Raw genomic sequence first — 13,628 nt, 5'->3', positions numbered from 1 at the left:
ATTTTTTTTACTACTAAAAAATTTCGAGGGTGGGGACTTGAAGGTCCTTTGTATGCCCTCATTCAGGAGGGAAAAGTTATGTTAAAAAAACGTGACCTACAAGACTGTCAATCTCTTTATGACCTAATGATGCATCCAGATGTCTTCCCTTTTGTTCGTCATAAAGCGTATTCTCAAGAAGAGTTTTTGTTCGTGACGAAGCAAACAATGGAAGCAGAAGAGCACGGGGAAGTCATCTCGCGTACAATTCTTGATGAATGGGGTAACCCAATCGGCACGATTAACTTATTTGATATTGAAGACCAAGCTGGCTTTTTGGGTACTTGGTTAGGCAAACCTTATCACGGCAAAGGATATAATCAGCTCGCGAAAGAAGCATTCTTTAACGAACTCTTTTTCGAACTAGAGATTGATCGCGTATTTATGCGAATCCGAAAAGTCAATATCCGTTCACTGAAAGCAGCTGAAAAGCTACCTTATGCAGTCCTTGCTAACGAAACGCGAAAAAGCTTATACGATGAAATCAATCGAAAAGAAGAAGTATACGATTTATATGAAATCCCCAAGGATTTATATACTCTTTACTACATGCGTCACGAGCAAGAAGTTCATGAAGACCACCAGTTAAAAGAAGCGTAGAGAGCAAATCCATCTCCATGGATAGCTCTTTTTTTATGTTTGCCTATTGGTTTAAAAAACGCCAAACTTGGTGAAACTTAGTACAGAAATGAACTACTTGGAGGGATTTTAATGGCTGATAAAAAGCGTCATGAAAAAACGAAAAGTACACTAAGAAGCGCACAAGAAGTAACGTATTCTCATGAATTTAAGTTAGCAGACCAAGCTGGCGGCTATACTAAAAAGCAATCTAGACATTAATCTCTTAGGAAATAGACTGAGACATAAGTAGTTCAGCCTCTACTGTACCTGAACGATTGAGAGTTCATAACTTTTAATCGTTCAGGTTTTTTTGGTTGATTGTGAAAACAATGTTGGAAACAGGGTGGAATGGAGCGTAGGACACTCGACTCCTGCGGGAAAGAGAGGGAAAACTGAGATCCCGCAGAGCGCAGCGAGGAAGCTCAGGTTCCTCCCCGCGGAAAGCGAGTGACCGTAGCGCAATGGAACGAACGTGTGGAGACAAATCAAAGAGATGGGAACAGCTAGTGTTCGTCTTTTAGAAGCAATCATTTTGTTATGTCCCAAACTCTTTTGTTATGCAGTTATTTTTTAACAATAATAAATAGTTAGGTCAGTAAGAAGGAATTCCTTAGCTCAACTCTCTTTCTAAACAATAAAAGATATACACATAACTTACTAACATGTATGTGGATAATGTGTATAAGTCGTTAATAACTGTATTTAACAATCGCTATGACCTGGTATAACAATGTGAATATTTTATAGGAATTTTCAGAATTATTGTTGATAATGTGTATAACTCTGTTAATATCCTTATTTTGTATGCACTTTCATTAAAAACTTGTTGTGGATAACTCTTCTGCTCCGCACCTTTCCTATCACTATTTTTTTACTTTTTTACAATACTATGAACTGCATAATAAAAAGACAGGTTTCCCTGCCTTTTTGTTATGAATATGACTCAGAGTGATCAACACTTGTTGACTTAATTTCTTCATACGTCACGCTTTCTTCTGCTTGTAGCATAATTTCATATTGGCGAAGGCGTAATTGGAATACAGAAAGTGGATCACTATATACCGTCAGGCTTTCCTTCATCTCATTAAGTGCATTCTTACTGCGCTCAATTGTTTCATGAGACTCTTCAACTGCTCCGTGCAGCTCTTGAATAGGTGGCTCAAAAAAGAGATGAATATCCACTTCTAGAGACTTCTCAAACAAATCAAATTGTAGAAAGAACTTATTTAGCACAGATGCCGTAACATCTTCATACTCTTCATTTTCAATATATTTTTTATATTGATTATAAAGCATCGTTTTATTTTGCGAGAACGAGCCAAAAATCTTTCCTGCGCTTTTTAAAAGAATTTGCGCTGGATTCACACGTAAAAAGATGTTTTCTTCTTCTAACTGCATGCGCGTTGTCATTCGGTTAATATCACGTTTCCAATCATCCAGTACTTTAAAATCACACTGGAGCATAAAACGCTCTTTTTCATACATTTCATTAAAGCTATTGCCCATATCTTCAATATAAGATTGCATGTCAGTAAAGTGGTCGTTGCACTGTTTCATCCAGTCATGCAGGGACGCTCGAAATTCTGGTAAAAGGTCTTTTTCAATATACTCTTGAATTTTCTCGTTCATCTTTTTGTTTAATTCCAGGTGGATTCGACGGAAATCACTCTCTTCATTTAGCATGCTAGAACATTCACGCAGAAGCTTAGGAAGATTTTTCGTTAACGCTTGCTTCATTTGATCTTTAATACCTTGATACACGTTTACAAGCTCATGAACCGCTTCGCTTTCTTTATCCTCTAGCGTATTAATAAAGCCATTCACACGCACAAGCATATCTTCATTCCAATGAATAGCTTGTACGTATCCACTCTCTTGCTCCGCACGCTGTTTTAATAAATCCGAAAGCGTTTTGCGAATAAACGTTAATAAACTGCTAATGCGACGTTCACGGTTATTTTGTAGACTAGTGAAGTGGAAGTTTTCTTTCATAAATCGAGCTATGCTACCTCTCTCATCCAGCTCATATACCGAAGCATATGGTAAAATGCTCGCTTCTGGAAAATCAGCGTGAATATAAGCTGACGTTTCTTCGATAAAACGTTCCATTTCCCGCTCATCTTCTAGCGCATTCACTTTATTTAAAACGAAGTGAATAGGAAGCTCTGGCGCTTGCTTCTTCACAAGCAGCAACATATTTCGCTCTTTTTCTGTAAACGGCTGATTTGCATCAAGTACAAATAGTAGTCCGTCTGCAATAGGAAGATACTCAAACATATACTCAGCTTCATCCATTTGTCCGTGAAAGCCTGGAATATCAATGAGACCGTAGTGTTGATCTTGTAAAAAACGATTTGGCACTCGAACTTCTAAGCACGTATCAGCTTCGCTTACTTCTTTTAATTTACTAAAAGAATGCCATTCTGTACTCGTATTCATTTCTTTTGACGAACGTTGATTCACTTTAAATTCTTCATCATGGAAGACTAGGATTGGTACGTTATTTCCACCTGCTATATGCTCGTTTAATACAGCATTAACAATTGAGGCTTTATCGCTTTGCATCGCACCCGCTACCATAACATATTTCGTTTTTAAATCTGCAAATGAACTAGCTAACCAGTTAAACTTATAGCCAACTTCAAGCCCATGGTGCCTTCCCCATTTTGTAATATTTTCACCAAGCTCAAGAAAATACGTTAAGCCATCTATATCACTTGATGACTCAAAAATGAGACGCTCTGCTTCTTGTAAGGCAGGTGAAGCAATCGAAGATGTAAACTGCTCATTCCATGCCAAAATAGCTGCTGAAGGAAATAACGAGCGGGCTTGGCTCGTAACTTTTAGCCAGTTAGCAAGCAAGTGTGGCACAACATCGTGAAGGTCACGCATTGTATACTGACCGTTAATGAGCTCTACGTACGTCTCTTCATATAAGCGAGAGATTTCTTGCCAGTATTCATATAGACCTACTTCTACATTTAAAAAGATATTATTAATGGTTTTAACCCACGCTAAGTGTGAATCTTGACCAACGTAACTCTTCCAAAGTGCACAGACAAGCTGCTTAAAGTGTAGCTGATCAACTTTATAGAAGGTAATAAGTACCTGATAAAAATAATCAGGTGCGAATGATTTTGTATAGCCTTTATCTACATATTTCTTTAATGTATCAAACCACTTTAATGACTCAGTGCGAATCGCTTCGTCCACAGCTAGCTCTACGGCACTTTTCCAGTCGCTCTGCTCTTCGTAAAACTCTCTTGCTAACAGCGTAACGTTCGGGTAGCTAGGCTGAAATGATACAAGGTTCTTAATCACTTCATAGGAGCGCTCGGAATTTTGCTGTTCTTTATATAATGAAAATAGCTTTAAGCCAACTTCCGCTGTGAGCGTGCTAGATTCCGAGTCTATAGCGGTATACATCTCCTCGGCAATTGATAGCAGTCCCAGCTCATAATAAGCATCTCCGATATTTTTCTTTGCCCAAAGCTCAAGCTCTCCATTTACGTTTTCCCACTTATAAATAGCTGCTTCAAAGTCTTTGTTATGGAAATAAATTTCCCCTTGTGAAAAACGAATAAATGATAGTTCATAAACCTCTTGCTTTTGTTCTTCCAAAAGCGCTTCACCTAACGCCATAATTGGATTAGATAAATTTTCTTCTGAAAGCAAGGTTTCATAGTACTCCTTTTGAATTAAATGCCTTTCAATTGTCATTCATCTATTCCTCCATCTATGTATAGAAATTCAACATTTTCAATGATCTCTTCCTATTATTTTAACAGAAATCTCCGGAAGAAAAATTTCATTTGCATGTCAATTGCTGAATCGCAACCTTTTCCCTAATTAATCTATCAACCTGACAATTTAAAAAAAAGCATAGTGATAATCATTCACTATGCTTTTTTACTAGTTATGATGTTTTTTTCTTTTTGATTTGACCAATACCAAGCGCTTTTGCTTCTTTGTTTAAATCTTTTAATAAACTAGCTGTCATTAATGCCATTACGACAGAGAACGGTAGCGCTGCTATAATCATGGTATTTTGTAACGCTTGAAGTCCGCCAGAGTATAAAAGCACTAGCGCAATAACTGTTAGCGTAATTCCCCAAACCAACTTAACGCTGTTTGCAGGGTTTTGTGAACCATTTGTTGTCATCATTCCAAGCACAAACGTACCTGAATCTGCTGATGTAATAAAGAATGTAGCAACAAGAATAATCGCTAAGATTGACATAAGAGTTGCTAGCGGATAATTTGCAAAAACGCCAAACAGAGACTCTTCTGTTGCCAGCTTTGAAAGTTGTGCAATACCATCACGCTCTAACGTTAACGCAGATCCTCCGAATACAGAGAACCAAAGGAAACCAATTAGAGAAGGTACCATTAACACAAAAATAACGAACTCACGAATTGTACGACCTTTTGATACGCGTGCGATAAAGATTCCAACAAACGGTGACCACGCAATCCACCAAGCCCAATAGAAAATTGTCCAGCCGTTAATCCACTGACGGTCTTCTTCATTTAATGGTGCAATACGGAAGCTCATGTTCACTAATGTTTGCAAATACTTCCCAATCGTATCTGTAAAGATATTTAACGTAAATAGCGTTGGGCCTAATATAAACATTAACGTAAATAAAGCAAAGGCTAAAATCATGTTTGCATTACTTAAAATCTTAATTCCTTTTCCTAATCCCGTTAAGGCTGAGACAATAAATAACACTGTTACAACAAGAATAATAATGAATTGCGTCACAATATTCGATGGCACATCAAAAAGATAAGACAAACCACCGTTAATTTGAACCGCACCAAACCCAAGCGTTGTGGCTACACCAATTACAGTGGCAATAACTGCAATAACGTCAATAATTTTACCAAGTACGCCATCTGCATATTTCCCTAAAATTGGCTTTAGTGTTGCGCTGATTAATCCACGCTCTCCTTTTCGGAACGTAAAGTATGCTAGACACATCGCAACAATACCATAGATAGCCCAAGCATGAATTCCCCAGTGGAAGAACGTAAAGCGCATTGCGTCTTGCAGACCTTGGTCTGTCCCTACTTCTCCTGTTGGAGAGCTGATCGCATAATGGCTAATAGGCTCAGCTGTGCCCCAAAACACAAGACCGATTCCCATTCCTGCACTAAAAAGCATGGCAAGCCAGGTTGGGCGTGAAAACTCAGGCTTGTCCTCCTGTTTCCCGAGTTTAATTCGACCAATCGGACTTACTAATAAATACAAACAAACTAATACAAACAAAGACACCACAATTAAATAATACCAACCAAATGAATCTGTAATAAAACCTTGGATTGCTCCCGTCACGCTCTCAAGCGTTTTGGGTGCACTCACACCAAAAATAACTAATAATGCCATGATGGCAATAGAAACATAAAAAACTGTTGAAACTTTTTTCATTTGAAATTAAAAACTCCCATCTTTGATAAATTCGCAGAGGGCTTTACTTCAATTGGAGAACACAAACAATATGCAAAACCAAATAGAAAACAATATTTTTTTATGAAGCAATAATAACTAACCCTTAAAGATTGCGTTAAGACGTACTTAAGCTACATCATTTTTACTTAGCTAATATTCCTCATGTAACACTAAGCAACCAAGACCTACCTGCGATCTACTTATGCAGGACGGTTTGTTGACTTGGAATTTATGGAACTGGTTGTATGGTGAAAAATTTGTTCTTGCTTCTTTCGTGGGCATGCTTTTTAGCATTACGTTCTTTAGGTAATAAGGGGGATTGGTGTATTGCCACAGTATATAGTAACATATCTCTACAAAATTGTCTGTTTTTTAGTGATATTCTTTTACACCTTACCTGTTCATCTCTTAATACTTCAGCTCGTACACTAAAAATCTTTCGAGTGAATTTCGTTGCGATAAACCTTGAATCTCGATTTCTTCCTTTAGCTGAAAAGGCGTGCGGCGCGTTAAGAAATCAGTATAGTCCTCTGAGCTATAGTAAAGAATAATTGTTACGGGTCGATATGCTTTTCCTACTGAATCTAAGATATTCCCAACGACTTTCATAAAAATTTGAATGGAAAACGGATTAAAAAAATAAAAGACAGTATCTCGAATATCAATCTCATACTCTTCTGCTAAGCAGCAGTGAAAGGACAATTCAGCTCGGCGATGGTGATATTTCTTTAAATAACTTCGCTTATTGAGAAGCGCTTCTTTGTAAAATTCTTCATTCATTTCAATCCCAACTACAGATGCTTGATAGCGGTAATGCAGGTAAAAATTTAATCGCCCTTTTCCACACCCAAAGTCGACAACTCGATCCGAAGAGCTCAGCGATACCTTCGCAAATAGCTCATCAAGGCCTTTGTATGGTGTAGGCTCATAGCGATGATAGTGCAGTGAATCGTAAAAACCTTGTTGATTTCCACTTGTTTGTATATTTAACAGCTCGTCATAAAAATGATCTGTCATGTTAAGACTCCTTTTTGTTTGCCCCATACATTAATACCTACTTTCCCATTCTTTCAAACCTATTTCTATTCACTTCAAATAATTTTATTTCAAATAGCTTGATTTTGGGTAAAAATAGTCGAAATAATAAAGAGAATTTGTTTAAAAGAAGCAAATAGTAATGATAAACAAAAATGCTAGCACACAGGTGTTAAACCAAGATTCAGTACTCGCTGCGTTAGAGAAATCTTTAGCGATGATTGAATTTGACTTAAATGGAGAGGTACTTTGGGTCAAGCAGCTCATGCTGGTGAACATGAAAAAGGCTTTGATGTAGTTGCAAAAGAAGTGCGAAACTTAGCTACCCGAGCAAACGAATCAACAAAAGAAGTTCACAGTAAAGTAGAAGAAATAACGTCTTTTGTACACACCATTTTAAACGCGACAAACACTTCTGAAAAAGCACTTACATCAAGTAGAGAGCAAATGGAGAAAGCAATCGCTAAATTTGCTTCAATTGATGAAGCTGCTAAGCACTTGGAAACACAAACTAAAGCGCTAACAAAACTGGTAGAGGCATAAGAACTTTTCACACTAAAAAAGCCTGAAAATTAACCTCAGGCTTTTCATTATTACTTCCACTCAGCTACGCGATTGATTGGTAAACGAACTGATGGATGACCTTCATCTACTGCTTTACCGATTGAAATAAGCATAACTGGTACGTGGCGCTCTTTGTCCATTCCAAATACTTCTGTTACTTTTTCTTTTTCATAGCCACCAATTGGGTTTGTATCATAGCCATACGCGCGTGCTGCTAGCATAATTTGCATAGATACAAGACCACCATCAATTAAGACAACATCCTTCATATCTTCGTTTGAAATTGTTTCAAAGTATGAAGAAAATGCTTGTTTAATATTGTCTTTTACGTCTTGTGGCATATAGCCTACTTCTACTGCTTTATCATAAATTTCATCGAAGTATTCAACGTTTTGAACATCTCCAAATACAGCAATAACGGCTGCAGATGTTTCAACTTGAGTACTATTGAACTTAGCTAGTTCTGCAAGCTGCGCTTTTGCTTCATCGCTTTCGATTACTAAAAAGCGCCATGGCTGCATGTTAACTGAAGATGGTGCAGTTGTTGCCACGGTTAGAATTTCTTCCATTTCCTCACGGCTGATTTTTACAGTTGGATCGTAACGTTTAATTGAGCGACGCTCTTTTAAAATTTTATTAAAGTCATTTGTTGTTTGCATGTTAAATCTCTCCTTTTATTGTTATTTTTATATAACTACTTACTTAAAGTTATCTACTTTTATTAATGCAATGTCTATTACCTTACTCTCATTTTCTTATTTTGTAAAATAATTAGCCTTTCGAAATAAATAAAAAATATTTTCTGATAAAAACCGTCACATAATAGACCAAACTTGTACATTCATTCCGTGTTAAAATAAAGAATGCATTCTTATTTTTAATTATTGGAGATGACCTAAGATGTTCTGGACAGTTATTGTTATTGTTGTTGTCAGCGCTCTTAAACTTTTAATTACGTGCCTACCTAACACAGTCGTAGAATGGCTTCACGGTAAGTTCAAGCTACACCCTACCTTATCCATTGATTCAGCTATTGTGAAAAGAAATGGAAGCACCATTGAAGGTGAAGAAAAAGCACAAATTATTGAAGCCTTTAACAAAGCGACGTTTCTAGATCAATACTATGTACACGATGGGAATCGTACTCACTACCTTAACCTTGAGCGAAACAAAACTCCCATTATTATTCACAGTGTAAACGGCAAACATACCTTTGAACTGCTTATATACGGCTACAGCGATCATGTAGATGTGGTGAAGAAATCCAAAAAGAAAGTACTCGCGTACCGCATGCTTTCAGACGAGTTTCAAACAAATATGCACGTATCATAAAAAAACAAGGTGAAAATTCACCTTGTTTTTTTATGATATTAAATTATGATAAAGCGTACATCTTGTTCTTCCAAAATGCGTGCAGTTAAACGTATCACGCTCTTTAAACACTTACTTTTCCTCTCACTTCTCACTCAGGGCAATTCTCAACCCAATCAGTGTAAACAAAGAGCCTTCAATCAAGTTTACTTTTTGTGAAATTGCTGGTCGTTTACGTAAGACGGTTCCCACTTTACCTGCAAATAAACTGATTACCGTAAAGACAAAGAGCGCCTGAACTAGAAATGTGATGCCATATACCAGCATTTGAAACGCTGCGCTTCCACCGCTAGCAGTAACAAACTGCGGTAAAAATGCTAGAAAAAACAAGGATACCTTCGGGTTTAAAATATTCATGATAATTCCTTTTTTATAGAGTGCATCATAACTCACTTGTTGAGTCTTCTGTACTTCTAAAGGAGAGCTTTTTGCTGTAAATGCTTTATAAGCTAAGTACATTAAATACGCAGCTCCCGCATATTTAATGATAGAAAAAGCTAAAGATGATTGATATAAAAGTGCGCTCACGCCTAAAACAGTAGCTAAAATATGAACAATCAGACCTGTACATAAACCAAATGCCGTGGCAATACCCGCATTTTTCCCATTAGAGATACTTTGAGCAAGCACAAATAGGTTATCTGGCCCTGGCATAATCGTAAGCAATAGAGCTGCTCCTAAAAATGACAACCAAATTAAGAAATCCATAATCAAAACTCCTATGTATTATTTGCATTCAAACGAAAGAACTTTATTGAGTGTTCCCACCTCAACAGCGGGCATTCCACCGCTATTAAAACACGAGTTCGTTAACGTATTCAGCTCTTTATTATTAAAATATGACTCTGAAAACACAAGTGATGCTCCTACAACAAGTATGAAAGAAGAAATAATAGATAGCCTTTGAATATTTGTTAATCTTTTAATGATCCATCACCCTCTGTTTTTCTATATTTTAACATATATTCATACAAAAAAAGCAGCATCTTATAATAGAAACTGCTTTTTACTATGATTTATTTCTTTTACTTTATCCACTGCACTACTTCGTCAAAGTCTCTTCTTGTTTTTTCACGCTTTGGATCTTCAACGCGATAACCAAATGCAACCATAACAGAGATATCGTATTGACCATCCTCAAGAAGTCCTTCTTCTTTTAAAAGCTCATGCGTTTTTTCATAATTAAAGCCTTCAATTGGACAAGAATCAACGCCGATTTGCGCTGCTGCTGTCATCATATTACCAAGTGCGATATACGTTTGCTTACTTGCCCAGTCAAACAGTGCACGGTCGCTTTCAAATAAGCGAGCATCTTCTTCTTGGAACGCTCTGAATCTTGGTAAAACAGACTCTAACACATCTTCTGGCATTTCTTTAACTGTTTTTTGATGATTCATTGCGTACTCTGAATCATAGCGTGCGTCTGTACGCGCTAGAATGATAACAAAATGACTTGCTGTTGGCAGTTGTCCTTGCGCTCCCCATGAAACTTCTTTCAAGCGACGTTTTAAGTCTTCGTTCTCAATCACCAAAAACTTCCATGCCTCATAACCTAATGAACTTGGAGATAAGCGTCCAGTTTCCATAATAAAACGGAAATCCGCTTCTGACACTTTCTTTGTTGGATCAAACTCTTTCGTTGCGTGACGGAAATGAAACGCATCTAGAATTTCTTGTTTTTTTGCTTCGTTGCTCATGACATATCCACCTTTCTTCTCTCATCAATTTCTATGTGTCATGGTAATGAATTTCATTGCAGAATACAACTATTTAGCTTTTTACAAAAAGATTAACTATTCCATATTTCCTTTGTATAATAAGGTAAAGCAGAATGAGAAGGAGATAAAGTAACATGAGAATAAAAGTGAAAGAATGGGTTTCTTCACTATGTAACAATACACCGTTATCAAAAAACAATGCTATTATAAAAAACCAAACTTTTTACTTAACACTAGAAGAATTTGCTGATCAACCTCAGGTCTATATGCGTACCATGAACGAAGGATTATCATTCGGATATGAAACTGTACAATGGGATGGGCCAATCCCTGCTTCTGAGCGAGCTATCCACCAAATTCATATTCTCTATTGGAAAGAAGTCGAACTTTTATCACATGTTCAACTCTGCGAAAAAATAACTAAGCTTTTGATTCAAACTATCGAAAAACGAAAAAGCGAATATGCAAGATGTCAATTTTGTAAAGACTTAGTGAGTCAAGAGCATCGATTTGATGAACAAACATGTCATAGTTGTGCATCTCGTCAATATGGAGTCGTTTATTAAGAGAAACTTAGCGATGAGCCAAAAAGGTATTTTCTTCTCTTTTTAACATTCAGCCTCCCTATTAACGTAGCAGCTCTCATGATTTGGGTCATAACAATTTAGGTTATGGCTTTTTTCATCATTTGAAAATTCTTTTCACCAGCGGTATGTTTAAAAGAAAAGATTTCTTAAAGAAAACGAGGAGCTTATATGAAAAAGATTCTACTTGTCGATGATGATTTACATATTCTCCAGCTTGTAACTATTCACCTATCACAAGCTGGCTATGATGTAATACAAACAAAGCACGGAAGCGAAGCGCTCGAAAGACTACAGGAAGAAGACATTGCTCTAGCCGTCGTTGATGTAATGATGCCTTTTATAGATGGCTACACTCTGACAAAAGAGATTCGTCGCTTATATGACCTTCCCGTTATTTTGCTCACTGCAAAGAGCCAAATTGAAGATAAAGAAGAAGGCTTTGCCGCCGGAACAGATGATTATCTTGTAAAGCCTTTTGAACCAAAAGAGCTGCTGTTTCGCGTTCAAGCACTTTTAAGAAGATATGCAAAAGAAGATGATGCGTCTGTTATTAAGCTGGGCCAAACGATCATTAATAAAAGAAGCTACGAAGTCAAAGTTGGAACGAAAACGCTTCTTCTACCGCTGAGAGAATTTGAGCTACTGGCCTTTCTCGCTTCTAATTCCATGCGTGTTTTTTCCAGAGAAAACCTGATTGAACACATATGGGGCCTTGACTATGAAGGTGATGCCAGAACGGTAGACGTTCACGTTAAACGGCTGCGCGAGCGTTTTACAAACCTAACAGAAGACTTTCATATTAAAACGGTTCGCGGAGTTGGCTACTCATTGGAGACGAAACGATGAAGTCTCTTTATAGCAAATTTGTTATCATTACCGCTAGTATCATGCTCCTTAGCAGCGTGTTGGCTTTTTTAGGTTCGAACCTGTACTATCAGCAAAAATTAAAGCCTTCAAACGACGCAAAGAATACGGAAATTGCTCTTGATATCGCTGAATTTATCAATGAAAACCCACACATTCAATTGAGTGATTACCTTGAGAATATCGCTGAAGTAGGGTATCAAATTTATCTCGTTGACGCTGGCGACACCGAACGTTTTTTTGGAGCAGCATTTCGAGATACAGCATTAAAAAATGAAGTCAAAGCACAGGTTTTAAACGGTGAGATCTATCATGGAATGCGCCAGTTCCCCAAGCAAACGTTTGTAACCGGATTTTTTGCAAATGAGCTTACCAATACAATCGGTGTTCCAATTACGCATAACAGCAAGTCATATGCCCTCTTTTTACGACCAGACATCAAGCTTTTGTTCAATGAAATGCACCTATTGCTAGCATGGCTACTTGCGCTCACTATTTTACTTAGCATCGTTCTTGTCTTATTTAGCACGAACTATTTGGTAAAGCCCATTTCGAGCCTAACGGCAGCAACAAAAGCATTAGCTGCTGGAAATTTCCATCCTAAGCTTCAAACGAAGCGAAACGATGAGCTTGGTGAACTGTCAAAAAGCTTTTTGCAAATGGCTCAAAAGTTAGAACAGCTAGATGATATGCGAAAAGAATTTATTTCGAACATCTCTCATGACATTCAATCTCCGCTGTCTAGTATTAAAGGATATACCGGCCTTTTAGAACAAGACAGTCTAACAAGCGAGGAAAAAGTTCAATATATTTCTGTCATTAACAGTGAGATTAATCGATTATCAATTTTAACCAAACAGCTGTTACTTCTCGCTTCTCTTGATCGAAACGAAGACATGATGAAGGCACAGCGTTTTCATGTCGGAAAACAGATTGAGAACCTAATTAAAACGCACCAGTGGGCAATTAGGGAACGGGACTTGATGATTACCTACTCCCTTCCAGATATTACAATCACGGGAGATCCCTCACTGCTGAGCACCGTCTGGGATAACCTGTTAACCAATGCGATGAAATACAATAAGCCTGGTGGAACGATTGATGTTTCAATAAAAGTTGCGCATGACTATTTAGTAGTCTCGTTCCAGGACACAGGAATCGGTCTAAGTACTTCACAGCAAAAGCGTATCTTTGATCGCTTTTATCGTGCTGATACCGCTCGTTCACAAACGGTCGAAGGAACGGGACTTGGTCTTTCAATCGTTTCAACAATCATAAAGCTTCATAACGGCGAAATTAAGGTAGACAGTCAAGAAGGTGAAGGCACATTATTTCAAATTAAACTTCCTATTTCCTAAAGCTACATCCTGATGGATG

At 37.5% G+C, this 13,628-nt stretch carries 14 protein-coding genes; 8 read left to right on the top strand and 6 right to left on the bottom strand.

The window, feature by feature from the left end:
* Positions 1-78: 78 nt before the first annotated feature.
* Together MKZ18_RS02570 and MKZ18_RS02565 are read left to right on the top strand one after the other, a co-directional pair.
* On the top strand, positions 79-639 hold the full coding sequence (locus MKZ18_RS02570) for a GNAT family N-acetyltransferase (protein WP_340842943.1): 561 nt from the start codon (positions 79-81) through the stop codon (positions 637-639).
* Positions 640-750: 111 nt separating this feature from the next.
* Positions 751-879, top strand: coding sequence for a YfhE family protein (locus tag MKZ18_RS02565; RefSeq protein WP_076512909.1), 129 nt, complete (start codon positions 751-753; stop codon positions 877-879).
* Positions 880-1,590: 711 nt separating this feature from the next.
* Here MKZ18_RS02565 and MKZ18_RS02560 read toward each other — a convergent pair.
* From MKZ18_RS02560 to MKZ18_RS02550, 3 genes are all read right to left on the bottom strand, one after another.
* Positions 1,591-4,380: a dynamin family protein gene (locus tag MKZ18_RS02560; protein ID WP_076512908.1), complete on the bottom strand. Its 2,790-nt coding sequence runs from the start codon at positions 4,378-4,380 to the stop codon at positions 1,591-1,593.
* Positions 4,381-4,576: 196 nt separating this feature from the next.
* Positions 4,577-6,091, bottom strand: a complete 1,515-nt coding sequence (locus tag MKZ18_RS02555) for a glycine betaine uptake BCCT transporter (protein WP_076512907.1) — start codon at positions 6,089-6,091, stop codon at positions 4,577-4,579.
* Between the two features lie 429 nt (positions 6,092-6,520).
* A complete protein-coding gene (locus tag MKZ18_RS02550; RefSeq protein WP_076512906.1) occupies positions 6,521-7,129 on the bottom strand; it encodes a methyltransferase in 609 nt (202 codons plus the stop codon).
* Positions 7,130-7,289: 160 nt separating this feature from the next.
* On the opposite strand from MKZ18_RS02550, the gene MKZ18_RS02545 reads away from it, so the two are divergent.
* Together MKZ18_RS02545 and MKZ18_RS02540 are read left to right on the top strand one after the other, a co-directional pair.
* Positions 7,290-7,445, top strand: coding sequence for a hypothetical protein (locus tag MKZ18_RS02545; protein ID WP_186317483.1), 156 nt, complete (start codon positions 7,290-7,292; stop codon positions 7,443-7,445).
* Complete coding sequence (locus MKZ18_RS02540) at positions 7,397-7,690, top strand: methyl-accepting chemotaxis protein (protein ID WP_144594207.1); 294 nt, start codon at positions 7,397-7,399, stop codon at positions 7,688-7,690. The genes MKZ18_RS02545 and MKZ18_RS02540 overlap by 49 nt, the downstream gene beginning before the upstream one ends.
* Before the next feature lie 50 nt (positions 7,691-7,740).
* Here the strand turns inward: MKZ18_RS02540 and MKZ18_RS02535 are convergent, their stop codons facing one another.
* Entirely contained in the window at positions 7,741-8,370 is a 630-nt protein-coding gene (locus MKZ18_RS02535; protein WP_076512905.1) for a nitroreductase family protein, read from the bottom strand.
* Positions 8,371-8,611: 241 nt separating this feature from the next.
* Between MKZ18_RS02535 and MKZ18_RS02530 the strand changes: the two genes are divergently transcribed.
* Entirely contained in the window at positions 8,612-9,043 is a 432-nt protein-coding gene (locus MKZ18_RS02530; protein ID WP_025909887.1) for a YfmQ family protein, read from the top strand.
* A 123-nt stretch (positions 9,044-9,166) separates the two neighbouring features.
* Here MKZ18_RS02530 and MKZ18_RS02525 read toward each other — a convergent pair whose 3' ends face one another.
* Together MKZ18_RS02525 and MKZ18_RS02520 are read right to left on the bottom strand one after the other, a co-directional pair.
* On the bottom strand, positions 9,167-9,790 hold the full coding sequence (locus tag MKZ18_RS02525) for a LysE family translocator (protein ID WP_144594209.1): 624 nt from the start codon (positions 9,788-9,790) through the stop codon (positions 9,167-9,169).
* Positions 9,791-10,107: 317 nt separating this feature from the next.
* Positions 10,108-10,779, bottom strand: a complete 672-nt coding sequence (locus tag MKZ18_RS02520; RefSeq protein ID WP_025909885.1) for an NAD(P)H-dependent oxidoreductase — start codon at positions 10,777-10,779, stop codon at positions 10,108-10,110.
* Positions 10,780-10,934: 155 nt separating this feature from the next.
* Between MKZ18_RS02520 and MKZ18_RS02515 the strand changes: the two genes are divergently transcribed.
* The 3 genes from MKZ18_RS02515 to MKZ18_RS02505 all read left to right on the top strand — a co-directional run bounded on the left by MKZ18_RS02515 (position 10,935) and on the right by MKZ18_RS02505 (position 13,609).
* Positions 10,935-11,366, top strand: a complete 432-nt coding sequence (locus MKZ18_RS02515) for a hypothetical protein (RefSeq protein WP_076512903.1) — start codon at positions 10,935-10,937, stop codon at positions 11,364-11,366.
* 189 nt (positions 11,367-11,555) lie between these two features.
* Positions 11,556-12,233: a response regulator transcription factor gene (locus tag MKZ18_RS02510; protein ID WP_341344488.1), complete on the top strand. Its 678-nt coding sequence runs from the start codon at positions 11,556-11,558 to the stop codon at positions 12,231-12,233.
* Positions 12,230-13,609 (top strand): sensor histidine kinase, encoded by a 1,380-nt coding sequence (locus MKZ18_RS02505; protein WP_144594211.1) that lies wholly within the window; start codon positions 12,230-12,232, stop codon positions 13,607-13,609. The genes MKZ18_RS02510 and MKZ18_RS02505 overlap by 4 nt, the downstream gene beginning before the upstream one ends.
* Positions 13,610-13,628: the final 19 nt, after the last annotated feature.

Source organism: Priestia sp. FSL W8-0001, assembly GCF_038050335.1.
Lineage (GTDB): Bacteria > Bacillota > Bacilli > Bacillales > Bacillaceae_H > Priestia > Priestia flexa.
Note: the sequence above shows the minus strand (reverse complement) of the source record. Positions and strands in the feature narration are given on the sequence as shown.